This is a genomic window from Thermogemmata fonticola (assembly GCF_013694095.1).
GTDB lineage: Bacteria > Planctomycetota > Planctomycetia > Gemmatales > Gemmataceae > Thermogemmata > Thermogemmata fonticola.
Genome location: NZ_JACEFB010000003.1, coordinates 226,652 through 245,960, shown reverse-complemented (window position 1 = coordinate 245,960; position 19,309 = coordinate 226,652). Strand labels below are relative to the sequence as shown.

General features: G+C 58.6%; 15 protein-coding genes and 5 tRNA genes. 14 read left to right on the top strand and 6 right to left on the bottom strand.

Translation table 11 applies throughout. The annotated features are described in order from the left end of the window. The first annotated feature begins 116 nt into the window (after positions 1-116). Both H0921_RS07055 and H0921_RS07050 read left to right on the top strand, forming a co-directional pair. Positions 117-419 carry a hypothetical protein gene (locus H0921_RS07055; protein ID WP_194537345.1) on the top strand — a complete coding sequence of 101 codons (303 nt, stop codon included), beginning with the start codon at positions 117-119 and terminating at the stop codon, positions 417-419. A gap of 335 nt (positions 420-754) precedes the next feature. Further along, on the top strand, positions 755-1,291 hold the full coding sequence (locus H0921_RS07050; protein ID WP_194537344.1) for a HEAT repeat domain-containing protein: 537 nt from the start codon (positions 755-757) through the stop codon (positions 1,289-1,291). Between the two features lie 89 nt (positions 1,292-1,380). Here H0921_RS07050 and H0921_RS07045 read toward each other — a convergent pair whose 3' ends face one another. Together H0921_RS07045 and H0921_RS07040 are read right to left on the bottom strand one after the other, a co-directional pair. Next, complete coding sequence (locus H0921_RS07045; RefSeq protein WP_194537343.1) at positions 1,381-2,658, bottom strand: DUF1501 domain-containing protein; 1,278 nt, start codon at positions 2,656-2,658, stop codon at positions 1,381-1,383. A 120-nt stretch (positions 2,659-2,778) separates the two neighbouring features. Next, positions 2,779-4,497 carry a DUF1549 and DUF1553 domain-containing protein gene (locus H0921_RS07040; protein ID WP_194537342.1) on the bottom strand — a complete coding sequence of 573 codons (1,719 nt, stop codon included), beginning with the start codon at positions 4,495-4,497 and terminating at the stop codon, positions 2,779-2,781. Between the two features lie 415 nt (positions 4,498-4,912). On the opposite strand from H0921_RS07040, the gene H0921_RS07035 reads away from it, so the two are divergent. The 12 genes from H0921_RS07035 to rplK all read left to right on the top strand — a co-directional run bounded on the left by H0921_RS07035 (position 4,913) and on the right by rplK (position 13,176). Continuing rightward, the gene (locus H0921_RS07035; RefSeq protein WP_194537341.1) at positions 4,913-5,812 is read left to right on the top strand and encodes a DUF1559 domain-containing protein; all 900 of its coding nucleotides are present in this window, start codon (positions 4,913-4,915) and stop codon (positions 5,810-5,812) included. Between the two features lie 150 nt (positions 5,813-5,962). Next, the gene (locus H0921_RS07030) at positions 5,963-6,394 is read left to right on the top strand and encodes a carboxypeptidase-like regulatory domain-containing protein (protein WP_194537340.1); all 432 of its coding nucleotides are present in this window, start codon (positions 5,963-5,965) and stop codon (positions 6,392-6,394) included. A gap of 89 nt (positions 6,395-6,483) precedes the next feature. Beyond that, positions 6,484-6,948 carry a hypothetical protein gene (locus tag H0921_RS07025; protein WP_194537339.1) on the top strand — a complete coding sequence of 155 codons (465 nt, stop codon included), beginning with the start codon at positions 6,484-6,486 and terminating at the stop codon, positions 6,946-6,948. Between the two features lie 233 nt (positions 6,949-7,181). Further along, a tRNA-Thr gene (locus tag H0921_RS07020) sits at positions 7,182-7,253 on the top strand. A 327-nt stretch (positions 7,254-7,580) separates the two neighbouring features. Next, positions 7,581-7,664: transfer RNA gene (locus H0921_RS07015), tRNA-Tyr, on the top strand. Positions 7,665-7,791: 127 nt separating this feature from the next. Then, positions 7,792-7,863, top strand: a tRNA-Gly gene (locus tag H0921_RS07010). 189 nt (positions 7,864-8,052) lie between these two features. Continuing rightward, a tRNA-Thr gene (locus tag H0921_RS07005) sits at positions 8,053-8,125 on the top strand. A 189-nt stretch (positions 8,126-8,314) separates the two neighbouring features. Further along, entirely contained in the window at positions 8,315-9,610 is a 1,296-nt protein-coding gene (tuf, locus tag H0921_RS07000; RefSeq protein WP_194537338.1) for an elongation factor Tu, read from the top strand. A gap of 273 nt (positions 9,611-9,883) precedes the next feature. Further along, positions 9,884-9,957 (top strand) — tRNA-Trp (locus H0921_RS06995). A 106-nt stretch (positions 9,958-10,063) separates the two neighbouring features. Next, the gene (gene secE / locus H0921_RS06990; RefSeq protein ID WP_194537337.1) at positions 10,064-11,029 is read left to right on the top strand and encodes a preprotein translocase subunit SecE; all 966 of its coding nucleotides are present in this window, start codon (positions 10,064-10,066) and stop codon (positions 11,027-11,029) included. Between the two features lie 44 nt (positions 11,030-11,073). Further along, positions 11,074-12,303, top strand: coding sequence for a transcription termination/antitermination protein NusG (locus H0921_RS06985; protein ID WP_194537336.1), 1,230 nt, complete (start codon positions 11,074-11,076; stop codon positions 12,301-12,303). 408 nt (positions 12,304-12,711) lie between these two features. Next, positions 12,712-13,176, top strand: a complete 465-nt coding sequence (gene rplK, locus H0921_RS06980) for a 50S ribosomal protein L11 (RefSeq protein ID WP_194537335.1) — start codon at positions 12,712-12,714, stop codon at positions 13,174-13,176. Positions 13,177-13,286: 110 nt separating this feature from the next. Here the strand turns inward: rplK and H0921_RS06975 are convergent, their stop codons facing one another. The 4 genes from H0921_RS06975 to H0921_RS06960 all read right to left on the bottom strand — a co-directional run bounded on the left by H0921_RS06975 (position 13,287) and on the right by H0921_RS06960 (position 19,208). Then, positions 13,287-14,273, bottom strand: coding sequence for a hypothetical protein (locus H0921_RS06975; RefSeq protein ID WP_194537334.1), 987 nt, complete (start codon positions 14,271-14,273; stop codon positions 13,287-13,289). Positions 14,274-14,293: 20 nt separating this feature from the next. Continuing rightward, positions 14,294-14,803 carry a hypothetical protein gene (locus H0921_RS06970; RefSeq protein ID WP_194537333.1) on the bottom strand — a complete coding sequence of 170 codons (510 nt, stop codon included), beginning with the start codon at positions 14,801-14,803 and terminating at the stop codon, positions 14,294-14,296. Positions 14,804-15,025: 222 nt separating this feature from the next. Beyond that, positions 15,026-16,672 (bottom strand): TlpA family protein disulfide reductase, encoded by a 1,647-nt coding sequence (locus H0921_RS06965; protein ID WP_194537332.1) that lies wholly within the window; start codon positions 16,670-16,672, stop codon positions 15,026-15,028. 451 nt (positions 16,673-17,123) lie between these two features. Further along, positions 17,124-19,208, bottom strand: a complete 2,085-nt coding sequence (locus H0921_RS06960; RefSeq protein WP_194537331.1) for a PPC domain-containing protein — start codon at positions 19,206-19,208, stop codon at positions 17,124-17,126. Between the last annotated feature and the right edge of the window lie 101 nt (positions 19,209-19,309).

The following is a 19,309-nucleotide window of genomic DNA, read 5'->3' as shown; positions in this document are numbered from 1 at the left end:
GAGACCTTGCTATGGTGGGCACCTCTGGAAGTGCGTTACTGGGGGGATGGCTTCTGGACACCAAAAGGATGGATGGAAGGGTCGTTCCCTGAGGAAGTGAAACGGGAGAGATAAATATGAGGAAACATGGGTTGGGGGCGTGGTTGATCACATTGGGGCTGATGAGTGGTAGCGGAATTCATGCTGCGCCGCCGGAGAGAGCTGAGATCGAAGGACGTGAAGTGGATCCCATGGTCCAAGTTTTTCATTTGCCAGAGGTCATCCGTGGGAGCTATGTCGCGCCCCTCGTCGTCAAGAAACCGGTGTCCGAATCACCTAGTAACGGTTGGGATGAGTCTTGGGAGCGGTTCCTCTGGCAGATGAGCATGCCACTGGGTCCTGCCTGGGTGGATGACAGCGATTGGTTTGAGAGATTGTGAGTTTTGTGAATTGCGGCAGCGTCCCCTTCCTTGAAATCAAGTTGACGTGGCGGCAAGAAGCCCGTTCGCCCCTGCCATTCTCAGGATTCCACGGTCCTCGTTACCGTTCGGGGAATCTCGCGGCCTTCCTCAAGGGGTGGTTTTTCTCTCCTGGTTGGCCCCAGTGTTGTAGGGGCTAGGGTGTGTGGGAACTTCTGGACTGGTTGGAGCGTTAGATTATTGAACGGGGGATTTTGCTCGATAGGTGGGAGGTTCTGGAGGGTATATTTACGCCGACTTAGAAGATTCGGTGTCATGGTACAAGGGTTTTTCCGAGCTTTCGGGAGGGACAGACAATGGCGAGGAGAGTTTCGGTCCATCTGGCAGCCGGCTGGTTGCTAGTGGCGGGTTTGGTGTATCTTGGGAGCACGCCGGAGGCGGTTCGCGCTGCCCAATTGAAAGAAGCGAAGAAGTACACGGAGCAGTTGAAGTCAGCCCGGACAAGCAAGGAAAAAGTAGTGGCCTTGCAGGAGTTGGGCCGCTTGGCGGTGATTCAAAAAGCGCTCGTGGCGGAGGCGCTGCCATACATTTACAAGGCGTTAGAGGACAAGGATCCGGAGGTCCGGGGAGCGGCTGCCCATTGCCTTGGTCAGTGTGATGAACCTGCGGAGAAGGTGGTGCCCCTGCTGCATACCCTGCTCAAAGACGAGAAGCAACCGGAGGTGGTGCGGATCGGAGCGGCGCGTGGTCTGGCTGCGATGGGAGTCCAGGCCAAAGCGGCGCTGCCGACGTTGCGCAATATCGCCAAAAACGCGGATAAAAAGGATCGCCTCGGGAAGGAGGCCAAGCAAGCGGCTAAGGCGATTGCGAGCTTGATCAAGGACAGCAAGTGAACGAGCAGTTGAGAGCATCGACTCGCCGGTACAGGAGTCCGGCGAGTCGGTGCGGCGGCGGTTTCCAATGGGGCTAACTTGGAGCGGTATCAGACGATCAGGGAGGTAAAGGGGTTGGCTTTTTCTACGATGCGGATGGGCCGCCCATTGGGGGTTTCATTCTGGCGATTGTAGTCGATACCGAGAAGCTCGCAGATGGTAGCCAGGAAGTCCTGAGCGGTCACGGGCCGTTCCACGACGGTTGCCCCTTCTTTGTCGGTTTTGCCCACGGTGCCTCCTCCGCGAATGCCGCCACCCCACAGCACAGTGCTCCAAGCGCGTGGGTAATGATCCCGCCCAGGGTTGGGACCACGGTTGTTGATGTGGGGAGTTCGGCCAAACTCACCCATCCAGACGATGAGGGTGGAATCGAGGAGGCCGCGGTCTTTCAGGTCGTCGATGAGGGCGGCGATAGGGGTGTCGATTTGGGCGGAGAGCGTTTTGACACGGGTGAAGTTGTTCTGATGGGTGTCCCATCCGCCGAGGGAGACCTCGACGAAGGGGACGCCGACCTCGACGAGCCGTCGAGCCATGAGGACAGCATCGGCGAAGCGGCCGGAGCCATATTTGCTGCGGGAAGAGGCGGGTTCGGCACTCAGGTCAAAGGCCTTAGCTTGCTGCGAATACATGAGTTGGAAGGCACGCTGATAGGTGGTGTGGTGGTCGTAGATGACCTCCGCATCGTAGTCGCGGTGGAAGGCACGCTCCATCTTGTCCAACAGGTTCAGGCGGCGCTGGAGCTGGGAGGCGGCCACCGCAGCTTTGAGGTCTTCCACACCGCGATTGGGATCGGTGATGAGCAGGGGTTGGTGGCGCGGACCCAGGAAGCCGGCGCCGTAGGTGCGGCTGTTGATGGCCACATAATTGGGCATGGCGCTATCGGGATTGCCGATCTCCTTAGCCACGATGGCACCGATGGCCGGATGGATAATCCCGCCTTGCCCTTCCCGGTAGCCGGTATGCATGTAATACTTGGCGCGGGCGTGTGCCCCTTCCGGCGTGGTCATGCTGCGGACAATGACGCCCTTATCCAGGGTCTGGGCGATCCGAGGCAGATGCTCGCTGATGTGAACGCCGGGGATTTTCGTGGGGATCGTTTTGAACTCGCCGGCGCCCCGGCTATCGGGCTTAGGGTCGAAGGTGTCTTTGTGGCTAGGGCCGCCGTCCATCCACAGGAGGATACAAGCCCTGGCCTTGCCTTTGCCCCCTGTTGGAGCGGCATTGGCCAGTACGGGTAACCAGCCGGAGAGGCTGGGGGCAAACACGCCCGCGGCGGTCCACCGGAGAAACTCCCGACGGCTCTTCGGTCCGAACAGTTCAGGCAACATAGGTCGGTCTCCTGGCATCTTGGGGCTTTTGGGTTCACGTTCCCATTTCACTTTGAGTATGGCTAGGGTTTGGCTATTGGGAGGACTGAGCCGCCCATTCGGGCCAAGGCCTCTGGTCCCCTAGCGCACCATGGTGAACTCACTACTGTTGAGCAAGGCCCAAAGGATGTCGCTGTAAGCGGCGTAGGAATCGCCTGTCATTTGCACGTAGGTAGTCAGATCGTTCAGCTCTGTCGGAGTCGGCTTACGGCTGAGGGTCGCCAGATAAAGGCGTTCGATGGCTGCGGCGGGGGTGGGGTTGGAGCCGACCAATCCTCGAACCAAGGCGGGATTGTTAGTCAGGGGCGCGTTCATGAGCCGCAGAGCTTGGGGGATTCCAACTTCGTAGCTGGTGATGCTGGGGTGATCGGCCCCGGCGAGGAAGAAGGCGACGAATTGGGCACGGGCATTAGGGTTATTGAGACGGCCCGCAGCAGCCTTCTTGTTTTTGGCGGCGGGAACGTTGGCCGCGGCACGGCCGACCACTTGCGCCAGGGAATCGTAGAGCTGCTCGGGCGTCATAACCTTGATCCGCATGTGGCTATAAAGGCGGTCATCTTCTTTGTTTTCCGGCAGAGGCCGGCTGGTGCGCTGGTAAGCCTGGCTTAGGCAAATGGCTTTGAGCAGATATTTCTGGTCAAAGCCGCCGGTGGTGGCCATGTGGCGGGCCAACGCATCCAGCAGCTCGGGGTGAGTCGGTGGGTTTTCCTCCAGCATGTCGTCCACCGGCATGACCAATCCTCGCGCGAAAAGGTGGGCCCAGAGCCGGTTGACCATGGCCCGTGCGAAGAAAGGATTGCTGGGGGAGGTCATCCAGCGAGCCAAGATGGGGCGATACGGTTCCGCTGGATTGACCTTGGCTTCCGGACCGCCCAGGAAAGTCGGGGCGACAATCTTCGTGGCTTCCGGGAAAAAGTCTTTCTGTTTGCTCCGCACGGCCAGTTCTTGAACGCCGGGTGCCGGGGCATCCGGCGCTTTCTTCGGATTCTTCGGATTGTCAGCCCGCACCTTGGAATAGAAGGCGGCGAAGCCCCAATACTCCACTTGCTTCCAACTGGAGAAGGGGTGATTGTGGCATTGAGCACACTGCAATTGCACGCCCAAGAAGTGTTGGGTGGTGGTATCGGTCAGGCGGTCAATGGAGCGGTTGGCTAGGAAGTAGATCACCGCCGGATTCTGATCTGCTGTGCCCGTGGCCGTGACCAATGCGGTGACGAGCTTGTCCCATGGCGTATTTTTGTGGAACTGTTCCGCAAGCCACGCGTGGAACGGTTCCTTCTGCACGAAGCGATTCGCCGAATCGTTGGGGAAGAGTTTGGCGGTCCAAATGTCGGCCATACGGCGGCCATAGTTGGGGTCCGCGAGCAGTTCATCGATCAGTTTTTCGCGTTTATCCGGATCGGTGCTCTCCAGGAAAGACCGGGCTTTTTCCGCGGTGGGAATGACGCCCGTGAGGTCCAAGTACGCCCGACGGAGGAATTCGGCGTCATCACAGCGTGGGGAAGGGGGAATCTTGGCCTGGGCTAACTTGCGATCGATCTCGGCGTCGATCAGTCGGGCCAAGGCGGCGGGGTCCTTCTGCGTGGGCACAGGGACCACCGTTGGCAGGGGACGGGCAGGGGCCGCTGGCGGAGTGGGATCCTTGACATGGAGCACCGTCTCCGCCAAGCTATCTTTCTTCTTCAGGCCTTTCTTGAGCTTCTTTTGCGCCTGAGCTTGGGCGCCCACAGGCTCTGGATTGCCAACCCAGACGACCAAAGCCGCCGTCACCAACCCGAGCATCACGGAGCGATACCGCATAGTTTAAGCTCCTCCGGATCGGTCTCGACACCTCTGTATTTCTGTATTTTTTGATGCTTCGTTCAGGCGATCACTCTCATCATCCTCGGGGTGCGTGTCCCAAGCGATACGGGTTGAACCCCTTATTTTTTTCTCAACCAATGTTCCAAGTCCCAAGATATCTAACCTATCTCCAGGAGGTTTGGTTCCGCTGGAAAATGTCCTATCTCAGTTTCTGCCCATTGTAACAAAAAACACCTTGGGTGCTTGCAATTTATGAGAAATGGATTATAGTTACTCTAATTCAGCGCAAAAACTTCTCTTCGGAATGCCTGGTGCCAGCAATAGCGTGCAAAAGATTGCGGACCAACTGGAACGACCGCTAACCGTTGGGCTTTTCCACTTCAATCATCTTTATAGTTCGGGAGGTTTTATTATGAAACGGTCTAGCGTTTCCCACCGTCAGGATGTGGTCTTGTGTGCTACTGACAATGGGCGAGCATTCACCTTAATTGAGCTATTGGTGGTGATCGCCATTATTGCCATTCTGATTGGTTTGCTCCTACCGGCGGTGCAAAAGGTGCGGGAGGCAGCGGCGCGGATGAGTTGCCAAAACAACCTCAAACAATTAGGGTTGGCGTGGCATAATTACCACGATGTCAACGGGCACTTCCCCACGGCGGGGGATAATGGTCCGGATACTGTCAACTACTGCTGTTCCGCCCAGCCGGGCTTTGTAGATTATTTGAATTGGACGTATCACATACTCCCCTTTATCGAGCAGGAGAGCATTCACCGCCTCGTGCGCCCCGGAGTGACTACGGGCTGGAGTTCGATCAATGACAAGGTGGTCAAAACGTTCTACTGCCCGACGCGGCGCGCTCCGACGTTGTACAAGGGGCATGCGAAATCGGACTATGCAGCCAGTCGTGGCACAGGGGAAAATGGGGTGGCCCGGCGGGTGAACCTGGGACGCCGAGTGATCATGCAAGGCATCATCGACGGCACCTCGAACACCCTCATGTTAGGTGAGAGCCGCATTCACTTGGCGTACATCAACAACTCCGGGAGTTGCTGCGGGGACAATGAGCCGGCGTACAACAATGGCTGGGCCGATGACGTGGTCCGCCGTACCAGTGAGCCTCCTGCGCCGGACATTCGTGACCCCGCTATCCCTAGTAGCACCCCCGATCATATGTTTGGCGGTTCCCATCCTGGGGGTATGAACATCTGCCTGGCGGATGGCTCGGTTCGCTTCCTCCGCTTCGAGATCAGCGCGGTCAACTTCCAGCGGCTGGGTAACACCAGCGATGGCTTCGTGGTCAATCTGGACTGATCGGCCTGGTCGGTGCCCCCTGAGGCGGTATCCTCAGCCGGGGAAGGCACCATTATCTTTCCGGTAGCAGTTGGAAGCGGAGGGCAAGCTGTGAAATGTCCCGGTGGGCCACTGCCTAATGATAATAGGGAGCCGAACCGAAGGCTTGGGGTGGGCTGCTTCCTAACACTTCTGGGATGTCTGGCATTTCTCCCCGGCTGCGGACCGCCCCGCGGCACTGTGACAGGAACCATTACGTGGGAAGGCAAAGCGGTGCCGCAAGCCGATCTCCTCTTCGAGGACCCTACGGGGAAAGTCGCCATCTCCGGGCGCAGTAACGACGACGGGAACTATTTTCTGAACTATCTAGATTCCCGCGGGATGCCGACTGGAAACTATCAAGTTACCATTACCTACTACACCCTGCCCAAGCGGAAGCCCTTGCCACAGGGGGAGGAAGGGGCCGCACTGCGAGGCGATCCGCGCAAGTTGGAACAGCACCGGTTTCGTTTCGAGGTCCAAGTTCAGGCTGGCAGCAACACCATCGATTTCGCCTTGGAGAAGGGCCAGCGTCTTCCGCCGCAATCCCCTGACGACCAGTGAGAGTCTCGGTGCTCCTCAGGATCAACTCATCCCTGTCGCTCCAGGGGATAGAATGCCTTTGTCCGACTAAGTAGCGGGGAAAGAACTCCATGAAGCGAGCGATAGGGTTGGGACTAGCGGCAGCCGCATTCATCGCTTGGATCAGTTGGCTGGCGTACGCGGCTTGGACGAAAGAGCGAGGACCTATCCTGTCCCGGAGTTTGCTAGCCGTGGCTACCCACCCGGTGGTCGCGGAACTGTCCGCGGATGAAGCGGCCCCTTCCCGGCCTTCCTCCCGCGCACACGTGCGACAAGCCCTCAGCGATCACGGACCTCCGGTAGGGACCGCCATTGAGATACACAACCTGCCTCGCGCCCGGGGCTGGCAAGGGCCGGGAGAATATCTGCTCCTTCTAGTTCCTGCGGATCCGCGAGTCGAGGAGGCTTCCCCTCCACGCTTCCTCTTGGTGACACCACCCCGTTCCGCAGGTTATGATCCGGCCGATGCTCAGCCTCTGATCTATCCTTGGACTGACGCCGTCCGCCGCCAATGGGAGCAACGCGATCGCTGGTGAATGCTTTGCAGTCCCCAACGACTTCACGGGAATCGGAAAGATATCGGGAAGAACGGAATCGGTTCCATTCCAACAAGATGGGGCACGTGCGCCCCTGTGGATTCTCAAGATGGGACTTTCCTCTGGGAGGGAAGGGGCAACAAGGCTGTTCCTCGCCGCCAAGAAAGGGATACTATAAAACAAACCCAGGCCCAAACTCGTTGTTTGCCAACAGCACCGATTGGCGCAGGAGTGCTCGTGTAGCTCAGCGGTAGAGCAGCGGTTTTGTAAACCGCAGGTCGTGGGTTCGAATCCCACCGCGAGCTTTCGCAGGGGGCATGGCGAGATAGACCCAGCTAGTCCCGTCGTACAACAGAAGGCTTCTGAAGACGGGGATTCAGGATGAAGATGATCGGGTCGAACGGTTTGGCGCATCCTCCGAGCCCCCCCAACTATTACGCACATGCCGACTGATGCAGGGGGCATAGGTCGCCAGCAGAGCAGCCTAGTAGGGACTAGACGCGGAGCATTGAAATCGATAGAGTATTACATCCGCCACCCTCTGTGGGGAGCCAAGCGATTAGGATGGGGATTGCGGTTGAGTTGGGAAGTGTAACAAGAGGAGAAGAAAAGAGACACGGTAGCAGAAGCAGGGGCAGGTGGCAGAGCGGTCAATTGCACCAGACTGTAAATCTGGCGGCCTATGGCCTTCGGGGGTTCGAATCCCTCCCTGCCCATTGAAGTTGGTTCCTGGTAAGGCTCCAGATGTGTCTAATGTCCTACCTAAACAAGGATGGGGCGTTGGGCAGTAAAAGGCCTCAGCCGGGACAACCAGCGAGGCAAGGCGCCCTGCCGGGATTGGATGCGGGTGTAGCTCAACGGTAGAGCTCCAGCCTTCCAAGCTGGAGGTTGCGGGTTCAAATCCCGTCGCCCGCTCTGGCCAGATGCAAGCCCTCGCCTTATCACTGGCTCCAACGCCTGTGTTGAGGTCGAACAAAAACATGGCCGCAGCTAATGGAGAGACCATGCAAGGCCATTGAGCACTGCATTGCTTCGTGTGGGTAAGCTCAGGAGTAAACTCGGCGACCGGGAGGGAAGCCCCGAACTGCCTTTGTGGCCGACCCTGCTGCTGTAGCTCAGTTGGTAGAGCACCTCCTTGGTAAGGAGGAGGTCGTGGGTTCAAGTCCCATCAGCAGCTCTTGCCTCTCGATGTGGGGCTGCCGGAAGATATTCCAGTGGCTGCCTGACGGAGAGGGCTGCGGGTCGATGAGTCGCACCGGCCTGCGGCGGGTCAACCCGTAACTGTGGACCGACGAAGCGTCACCCTGTCCTGCGGGAAAGGAGCAGGAGCGCTTTGCCAACCCTTATTTCTCACGCGGAGAGTACGATGGCCAAAGGAGTTTTCGAGCGTACCAAGCCACACGTCAATGTGGGAACCATCGGGCACATCGACCACGGCAAAACGACCCTGACCGCGGCGATCCTGGCCCGCAATGCCTATTTGCACAACCTCAAGGAATTCAAGTCCTACGCGGAGATCGCTAAGGGTGGCATCGTCCGGGATGCCAACAAGACGGTGACCATTGCCGTTTCCCACGTGGAGTACGAGACAGATGATCGTTCCTACCCCAATGCGGATGCCCTGCCCTTCAAGCATCTGATGGACTATCCGGGGCTGGAGAAGCTGGACTTTTCCCAACCGATCAAGGGCCGCCATTATGCCCACATCGACTGCCCTGGCCACGCCGACTACATCAAGAACATGATCACTGGGGCCGCTCAGATGGATGCGGCCATCCTCGTGGTCGCTGCGGATGACGGCCCTATGCCTCAGACCCGCGAGCACATCCTCTTGGCCAAGCAAGTGGGTGTTCCCAATATCGTGGTCTACCTCAACAAGTGCGACAAGGCGGACCCGGAGTTGATCCCGTTGGTCGTGATGGAATTGCGGGAGTTGCTCAGCAAATACGAGTTCGACGGCGAGAACATCCCGATCATCTATGGCCGGGCCCGTGAAGCCCTCGACAACTACACCAGCGATAACGATGGCACCCGTTCCATCGACGCCCTCATGTTTGCTCTGGATACTTACATCCCTGTGCCGCAACGCGAGGAGGACAAACCGTTCCTGATGTCCATCGAAGACGTGTTCTCCATTGAAGGCCGCGGGACGGTGGTCACAGGGCGCGTCGAGCGGGGGACCGCCAAGATGGGCGACCCGGTGGAAATTATCGGTCTGCGCAAGGAAAGCCTCAAATCGGTGATCACCGGGATCGAAATGTTCAACAAGACCCTCGACAAAGCGATCGCCGGGGACAACGTTGGGGTGCTCCTCCGCGGTATCGAAAAGAAGGAAGTGGAGCGCGGCATGGTGGTTGCCAAACCCGGCAGCATCACGCCTCACACCAAGTTCGAGGCGAATGTGTACGTGCTGACCAAGGAGGAAGGCGGACGCCACACCCCTTTCTTCAGCAACTACAAGCCGCAGTTCTACTTCCGCACAACGGACGTGACCGGCACCATTACTCTGCCGCCTGGCACGGAAATGTGCATGCCCGGTGACAACGTCAAACTGACTGTGGAATTGATCACCCCCATTGCGATGGATGAAGGCCTCCGCTTCGCCATCCGGGAAGGTGGGCGCACCGTTGGTTCCGGCGTCGTCACCAAGATTCTGGCATAACGCATTCCTCCAGGAGCCAGCCGGGTTTACGACATCTGTAGCCAAAGGGTGAAAGGGGAAGTCCGCTTCCCTGGTTTGGCCCTCCTAGGGGAGCGAGATATGCGACCATGGGAGTCCCGTAAAGTGAGGGAGTTCGGCCCTTTTCACCCCGACGTTCCTACGGCGAAGGTTTGCTGGCAGAGGTCGCGTCACTAGCGAACGGTTCCACCGGCTTTGGCTCGCCGAATAGGATATCAGCAGAAAGCCCTCTTCCGTTTGGCCTGGAGGAGGAACAGGAGCGTAGCTCAATTTGGTAGAGCAGCGGTTTCCAAAACCGCCGGTTGGGGGTTCGAGTCCCTCCGCTCCTGCTGCCAAGAACTGGAGCGTTCCCGCAGCGCGATGTTCTGGTGCGTCCGCCCCCGGCCTAGGTTCATCCGCCGCGGGGCATTTGTTTGACAGGAAGGGAAGCTTGGAATGGCCACCGCCGTCGAGACCAGTTCAGAACCGCGAACTCCTCTCCAGCCGGCCCTGAGTCTGCCTCTGGCTAGCTTACTGGGGACGCTCTACGTACTCCTGGCCTTGGGCATTTTGCTTTTCGCTCTTCCGCAACTTTGGAACCGCTACATCTTCCCCTTATTGGGCGATCGCCTCGTGGATTGGATCCTTTGGCTACCGGTCATTTCCGCGGCAACGGCGGGACTGTTGTGGCTTGGGAACAGTCTAGCGAGTTATCGCATGCCTCGTGGGCTGCGGGGCGGCGTCTTGTTGATGTTTGTGGGACTGTTTCTTCTGTTCCAGACGTGGCGCTGGCTGTCTCTGTATCTGAACGATGTGCCGGGAATAATCGTCTCGGCTGCTATCGGATTAGGGTTGATCTATCTGGCCCTTCGCTTTTACACCGGTGCCACGGCAGCTCGCTGGGCCATCTCGTTGGAGGAACAGGGCTGGTTTTCCTTGGCGTCCTACAAGGCGACGTTGGGGAAACGCCTCCGGCGCATGACCACCCTGGGCATCGCACTGGTGGGTCTGACCGGTATCTACTCGCTGGAACAACAAAGCGTGCTGCCGGAGCACTGGGTGGCGGAGCTTCCCTTTGATCTCGGTTCGCTCCTTCTCATACCGCAGGCACGGACAACCCTGCCTATTCTGCTCGCTGTGCTGACGCTTTGGGTTTCCTGGCGGGCCGTTCATGTGCCCACCTTCGCGGAGTTCCTGATCGCCACGGAAGCAGAGATGAACAAAGTCAATTGGCCGACCCGCCGCCAGTTGGCCCAGGATACGGTCGTCGTTCTAACCACGACCCTGCTACTCGCTGTTTTCTTGTTAGCCGTCGATCTTTTTTGGGGATGGCTCCTCAGCCGCGAACGGGTCGGTGTGCTACCCCCCGCTAATACTACCGCCGAAACCAAAGCCGGGACCATAGACCGTGTCCGCTGGTGAAACGATTTGCTGGAGCGTTTCCTTCGCCATATCGAGCCACTGCCATGACCGATGAACCCAATCCTCACGTGCCTGGAAATCCTCCCGCAAACGCCCCAGAAGCCTCTCCGACTTCTGCTGCTCCTGGATCGCCCCCTGCCGAGTTGGAAGTAACCTCTCCGCAGCCGTCCCCAGAGGAGACGCCCGAAGCGGTAGCTCTGGAAACGCAGCCGGAGCTAACGGCCTTGGAGACGACCCCCGCATCGGCGGCTTTGGAGACGACACCGGAGCCGATGGCTTTGGAAACAACACCAGAGCCGATGGCTTTGGAAAGTGCTCCGGAACTCAAGGCCCTGGAGACGACGCCGGAGCCGAGGGCTATAGAGACGACACCAGAGCATGCAGCCTTGGAGACCATCCCCCACCCAGCCCTGCCCGAATCTGCCGCTCTGGAGACGGCCTCCACGGGGGAAGGCGGTCAGACATCGGTCGAAAAGGAAGCGGGAACACCACCCGCGCCAGCGCCACGGAAGCGGAGGAGCGGAACCACCGCCGCATCCGGAACGGGCCGTAAGAAGAAGGCGGCCCAACAGGCCGCGTCAACACCGCCAGCGACGGACACCAGTGACGCTGGGACTCCCGCTGCCCCAGAGGCTGCGGTTTCTCCTTCCAGCAGTGGAGGGAATAAGAAGTGGTACGTGATCAAAGTGGCTTCGGGCCGGGAAGAGTCTATCAAAACCGCGATCGAGCGCAAGATCAAAATCGAGGGATTGGAGCAGTACTTCGGCCAGATCGTGATCCCTTACGAGGAGCTGGTGTTGAAAAAGACGGTCAAGGTGAAAGATAAAAAGACCGGCGAGATGGTAACTCAGGAGAAAAAAACCGTCAAAAAGCAGAAGAAGTTTCCCGGCTACCTGTTCGCAGAACTGGAGATCAACGATCGCATTCTGTACCTGTTCCGTGAGACAAGCGGTGTTGGGGATTTTGTCGGTGCGCGCGGAGCGCGGCGGGAACCCACGCCGATGACCGAGCGGGAGGTCCAGCAGATTCTCACTGGCGTTGTGTTGCCCGGCGACCGCAAGAAGCTCGGGCCACGCCAGATCGTCAAACTGGACTTTGAAAAAGGCGATAAAGTCCGCATTCGTGAGGGAGCTTTCGCCAACATGGAAGGGGAAGTCAAGGCGATCACAGAGGCCAAGGAAGAGGGAGATACTCCGAAAGTCACGGTTCAGGTGACCGTCTTCGGCCGTCCTGTGGATGTGACCCTCGATTACTGGCAGGTGGACAAGGCGTGAAATCCCGATAGGAACTTCGCCCACTTGCCGCCGTTTGTTCCTAAGCTTTGGCTGGTGAATGTCTGGTCTCGACATTCCAGAAAGCGGGGCAAAACGATGGAGTGAATGAAGAGGGGAATTGGCCGGCGGCGGGGTGAACGTGCCTCCGACAGCTTTCCCCTTTGCCTTTGCTGGTGAGCTGATAGAATGCTCATTCCAGCGTACTGCTGAGGCTTTGCCTTACGGTTGGAAAAGCCCTACAGGCGCGGGTTCGACGAACCTGGCCAACGCTGGGAAACCTCGGAACGATGAGCCAGAGGATTGCGCTGGTTTTCCAGGAGAGGGAACTGGCGCGGAGGGATCGGATCCGGGAATTCGCTTGGGGTCCTTGTCCCGGATTTTTATGCATGCCAGGAATAGGGTGCAGTTATGGCTAAGCAAGTTGTGGGAATTGTCAAGCTCCAGTGTCCCGGCGGTGCGGCGACGCCCGCGCCTCCGGTCGGTCCTGCGCTCGGTGCTCACGGGGTCAACATCGGTCTGTTTGTTAAACAATTCAACGACAAGACCAACAACCCGGACATGAAGGGGCTGATGCTGCCGGTCATCGTCACAGTTTACTCGGACCGGAGCTTTGAGTTCAAAATCAAAAGTCCGCCGGCGGCAGTGCTCATCAAGTTGGCTGCCAAAATTCCAGCGGGCAAGAAGCAGGGCAAAGAAGTCATTCCGCCCGACGCCAAGAAATCCGGGAAATACAAAGGGTTTTCCATTACCCGCAAGCAAGTGGAAGAGATTGCCCGCAAGAAGTTCAACGATCTGAATGCCCGTGACCTGGAACACGCCATGCGGATTATCGAAGGGACCGCCCGCAGCATGGGGATTGCCGTGGTGGATTGAAACACCGACAAGGTTGTAACCGACCGGTGTGGCCGAGCAGCTCGTTCAGATCATCGGATGGCCAGCACCAAGTTACGCCAGGTCGGGAACAGGTCTCTGGCATTTGGGACTCAAGGACGTCCTGGTTCTCCGGGAAAGCGAGCTTCCGCCAGGTTGATCGGGACAGCCCCGGAAATGCGCGGAGTAAACTCAGCACGCATCTGCTCCGCCGTCCAGGGCTGATTGATGCGGGCATCTTCCAACCGCAAATCGATTTCTACTTTCTGTTCCTCCCAGCGTAGCACCACGTGGTTGGGGCATTGCACGATGTGCGGATGCCCGCTTTGGGGGTCGACGCTGCCGGTCGGAAAGGTGTGAGCGGACTTGATCTCCGCGGAGCAGATCGTCTTGCCCTGCGGATTGCGAATGAGATGGCGGAGCACTTGCGGGCGGCTGCCCACAGCGGTGTCCACGGCGAACACAATCTCCTTGCGTATCGATTGACCGGATGGCGTTGTGGCCGCCCAAGAGAGGGTGTAGGTACGGTGGCGTTCATCAATTCGGACCGCCTCATAGGGGGCAGTCGGAAGAAAAGTGGTCATTCCTAAGGCTTGCAGGACCCAATCTGGCTCGAAGGGGAGATTCCCCGGCAGTTGCACTTTGCCTGCTGCAAAATCGGCGTGAGTCGCATAGACGTAAAGTGGTTTGTTACCGGGTGCATCGATGTAAATCCAGAAGCGCTCGTCATTGGAACCGAGATCCACTTTTCCACCCGCCAGTCCTCCTTGTGCGCTGAGATGGAAGTAGCGGGGTTGGGCGGCAGCCAGCCGTCCGCGGAGGGTGTAAGACACAGCCCCTTTCAGCCCCTCACCTTCACGGGCGGTCATTCGGGCTTCCGCGTAACTGAGTGTACGGAGTCGGCTGGCCTGTTGGTTCAGATAATGCACCAATTGCTCGGCACTGACCTGGGGGATAGGTTCTCCCCCCCGGCTGCCTCGGCGCTGTTGGACGCTCTGGCGCCAATCATCAAGCTGCTTGCATCCTGCGGGTAGGATGAGCAACATTACCAGGCTTACGTACCTGAACCCATACCGTACAGCCATGATACGTATAGCCATGATCACGCTCTCGTGCGACATCACCGGCTTGTCTCGTCCCCTTCCGCCAAGCGGGAAAGTTCCGTTTGGAAAGTCTCAAACTGTTGGGAGGTCAATTGCGGATCGATGACGGTGTAAGTTCGGCCGTTTTGGGGATCGTGCAAATGGAGGCATTCCCGTCCGTGAGAGTCACGATCCACATCTCGTAGGCGCAAGCGACGGCGTCGCCACAAAAACAAGGCGGCCACATAGCGCAAGGCCACGGTTCGCTCGTCCGTAACGTTGGCAGTCTGATCCAAAAAGGCCAGACAGGCGTGGGGATCAAGTCGGGGCGGACGCGCGGAGGATTCCGACCTGGGCATGCGACCCTGCCAATGGGCAAATGCCTCCGGGGGGGGGCCAGTAAACGCCTGGACTGCATAATCCCGCCGTACCCATTGTCCCCCTTCCTGGCAAAGCACTGCATGGTAGCTTGCCCCAAAAGGAATGGGTTGGCCTGTGGCTGCACATCGCCCGGTAGGTCCGGGAATGTTCCATTCCTTCGGCTTCATATCAGGTTTCTCCATCCAAGGCCGATACCCGCCTCGGTTTCCTGGACGGCCACATTCATCCGTTCCTTTCCCTTTGCCCGAAAGGGCGCGACCGAGTCACGACACATGGGGAGAACTCCTAACACGGTGAGAATCCACCGAGAGAACGGCTACGCCTCCGATGGACTTTCTGGCGCATCCTATGCTTTCTCCCTGGTCCAAAGCAACAGGAACTGGGCAGGGTCATGGCGCACGCGGTCGCCGTGGTGGATCATTGGTAGGGGGATTGCTGCCTGGTGAATCTGGCGAACCTGGGTGAAGAGACGGGGTGAGGAGTCGCTGGAGTTGTTCCCGGATCAAATAACCCACTTCAGGTCCTGCCCCGCTAAAGCTCCAGCGCACAATCCCCTGTTTATCCAAAAGCAGAAACCGAGGCACAGTCGTGACGGTGTAGTGCCGGGCGGCCATTTGACCGTCGTAAAGGTCCAGCTTCCAGCCCCGCCGTTGCAGGAGTCGTTCGGTGGCGGCTTTATCCCCCCACGCCAGAAGCGGAAGGATAGCGGCTTGATGCCCATAGCGTTGCTGCAAGGCATGGGCGATGGCCAGAGTTAGTTCGGTGGTTTCCCCTTCCGCCGCCAGAAATATCAAGAGTACAACTTGGCCTTGCCAGGAAGCGAGCCGTTGTTTTCCGAGGTTGATGTCGGGAGCCGTTTCTCCAGTTTTGGGCCAGTGGGCTGGCTGAGGGAATGTTTCCTCTCCTGCTACCGTGCGCTGGCCGCGTTGAGCGGCTTCCAGTGCCTGCTGGGCGGCGACCAACAATTCTCGGTAGGGATCGGCTGCATCCCCGTCGTCCAGACAGGCTTCCAGGCGGGCCAACCGCTGTTCAAAGAGGCGCGGTCCCAACTGTCCCGCAAAGGGGGCTAGGGCAGTGGCATCCCGCAGGGCACAGTATGCCACATCCAGGTCGCGGCGCAGACGTTCCCACCGGCGGCCACTCACGGGTGTCATCGTCACTAACTCATAGTGCGTCTCTACCCACGCCCATGGTAGCGCATGACGACCACTCCGCCGTTCGATCCGCCGGTTCACTTTTCGGCTGATACCATCTTGTTTGGATACCCACATAATGTCTTGCCGGTGCCACAATTCAGCGCCCGCTTCTAGCTCTCCTTCCAGGCGCATCCGCCAAACGGAGCAACGCTCCCCGTGGACTGCCTCCGGGGATAATTGCTCCCAGCGTTCCAGCCGTCCGCCTGACCACCGGCTGGCCTCTCCTGCCCGCCAATCCGTAGTAGGAGGGAACATCCACCACTCGCCGAGCGGAAAGCTATCCACGGGCGGAGTCGGCAAGTCGCGGGAAGGAGTCTTATCCGTGAAGGTCAAAGGAGGCGGACCTTCCGGCAACAACTGCCGCACTCGGCCATCCGAGTATAATCGGAGCCAGTCGATGCGCATCAAGGCGGGGCACTCTTCCCGCTCCCCTCCCTGAACGATCCCTAAAATGCCCTCTTTCAAACCGTCTTCCTGACGGCGCAGACGGGTGACCACCGCCAGGTCCGTCCAGCGACCCTGATTCCCCACGCAGAGGACGCGGACCTCCAACTGGTGCTGCCGACGAAACTCCCGGCCTGGCTGATGAACCTCTTCCACGACTTCCCCCCGATACACCGCCTCTAGACCGCGACGCCAATTCTCCGTGATACTCCCAGCCATTTCCCCGGCACAGCGGACGGAATCGGAACCGCTTTCCCCTGGGATAGCTATTCTCTGCTGTTCCGCTTTCTGCCCACCGGCCATTGGCAAAATGAACCACCACCCCGCTACGAGCAAGCAGCCGCAAGCTAGCCGCACTCCTGTCTGAGCCTGGATTCCTTGAGTGCCAGACCTCACCTGATATCTCCCCTTTCCAGGATTTATGGGGGCTATTGGTCCCCGCGCTTATCTTTGCTCCCTCCCAGTTTTTGCTCCTGCCTCCTACGTGGAGTCTTTCCTTCTTCCTTCATCGCGGGTGTTCTCTATAGCCGTTTTGCCGTGCTCTATACCCGTTTTGCCGTGGTACGCAAGCACACTCTCTGCTGGCTTTTTGATTTGAATGGTCTTCCCCCGTTTCCGCCGGCCACACGGGCGGATTGATCTTGTTTCCTCTCCCGGGCGGATCAGCGGGATGAGGAGGTGGTAGAAACAAGCACACGGGTGGCGTCTGGAAACAGGGGAAGGAAAGACACGGCCCTTACGGAGCGAGAAAGCGGAACCCGACGCTTTGCAAGGAGTCGGGTTATCGGAATGGATGTGCCTGTTAGGTCTCTATGCTCCCGGATTGGTCGTCTTTTTGTGCGAATTGTCACTTTTTCTTCGCCGGTTCGCCTTGGGAGGGTGGGCTTTTGCTGTCCTTTGAGGGTTCAGTTACCTGGAGCAGCAGGGGAGCGAGCAGCACGTAATCCTTACCGCCGATCTTGGATGAGGCTTGAAAGATCAGCGGATGAGACCCCGGAGCGGCATTGGGTGCGACTTTCAACTCGGCGTTGGCCTCGGTTTGCCCTTTGGGGATGGCCTTGACAGACGTTGTGATGTTGGGGGGAAGGTAGAGAGGGGATAAGGCAATGTCTCCATCTGCGCTTTTCTCACGTTTGGCCGAGAAGAGAAGTTTGCCGGCTTGTCCCTTGCTAAGGGCTGGGGGTTGAGCCTGGGCTGCGACCGAGAATGGAGGTTGAACGACGGCCAGGGCACACACGCCCGCCAACTCAAGCGGGGGATGGGACATGTTCCCCCAATTGCTTTTGAATTGATCGAGGAAGAAAGCGTGGCGGATCACTGCCTGATCCCCGATCGTCGCGCGGCCCTGCACGCGGAAGCTGTAAGCGCCTGGGGGTGCTCCTGGCTGGACGCGCAAGGGTAGGAAGGTAAAGTCTTGTCCCGCCGGCACCGTGATACTTCCGCTGACGACGGGCGAACCCACCGCTTGCAGTTCGATTGGCCCCTTGAATCCATCGAGGCGATTGACCGCTACCAGGATGGCAGTGCTCCCTCCCGGAAGAGCTTCTAGGCGATCCACAGGACAGGTCAGAGTAAAATCCCCGATGACAGGCAAGACCGCCAAATGGTACACCTCATTGGCTCCGCCGCGGTAATTCAGATGTTCGCAGGCAATGACATATTCGCCGTCGTCTGGAGCTGTCCATTCCGCACGGGCAGGGAGTTGGGCAGGGTTGCTACGAGCCAGTTCATTCCCTTTTGCATTGAGCACCCGCAGGAAGACTTCGCAAGGGGAGCGGAACTCGAAAGCGCGGGCGACCGCAGCGATTTTTTGCCCTTTTTTGGCAGTGACGCGGAAGTGGTCCAGGTCGCCTGCCTTGTCGAAGCGTGCCGAAACACCCCCTGGTAGAGAAAGGTGTTGGGCTTGGGCGGGGATGTTATTCGGTTCTTGTTCCATCGTTTCGGGCCAATCGTGGAGGTGGACTGGTACCGGCCAGCCTGGAACGCCCCCGCTGGCATATCGTGGAGCTACGAGGAGGGTTTCCAGGGTTCTATCGGTTGGTGCCTGAACGGCCACGGGCGGCAGGGATTCCGCTCCAGGCCCGGCAAAACCAATCGATCCCTTCTGGCCCCGTTGGAGCGCGAGGGGGAAGGCGGTGGTTACGCCCGGACAATCGGCAATGCGAAGGCGGTAATGAAAGTCGGCCCCACCGCGCCAGGTGCTATCACGCACTTCGATGAGGTACTCTCCCCCTTGGGTGAAGGTATGGATCAGTCGGCAATCTCCTTGCAAACCGGGCGTGTCATCCGCCGTCAGATGGATCAACTCTCGTTGGGTTTTGGCGTCATAGAGGACAATCCAAGGGTCAAGCGGTGAGCCGAGTCGCCGGGCCAGCACTTCGATGGTCAGGCGTTGTCCAGCCGAAACGGCAATTTTGAAGAAATCGCTGCTTTCCGCATCTGTGCGGCCCAAAACGACCACAGGAATGGTAACGGATTGCGCAGCCGTTTTACTCCGGTTATTATCCACCTCCACAATCGCCGGTAGCTCATCGACGACAAACGGCCGCATGTTGGAGACCCCCTGCCGTGTGGCCAGACGCAGGCCATAGATGCCAATGGGAGTTTGGGTTGGTACGGCGATCTGAACTCGTAACTGATTGGGATTGGTGCCGTTTTTGTTATCGGTGGGTATGGTAAACTGCACGCCGGGACAGGTGCAGATCACACCAGTTGGATCTGCCAGATTGGTGCCCGAAAAAACAACTTCCGCCTTGTCTCCCGTTTTGACGCCGAGATGAGCGGGAGTGGTTAAGGTTGGGGACTGGGGGGCAATCTTGACAGGCGGGAGCTTCTGTTGCCCCTGCAACGAGGGTAGGGAACTGGACAGGATCAAACCCAATCCCAGAGCAAAGCTCAGCAGGGCACCCAGGAAGGTATGACGCCGGGACATGGCAGCACCTCGCCAATTGGGGGAGAAAAGCACGCTCAGGGGACCCAGAGGAAGGAACCTCTCTTGCAGGTGGGATGAAGAGGATGATACCCTGCCTGTGG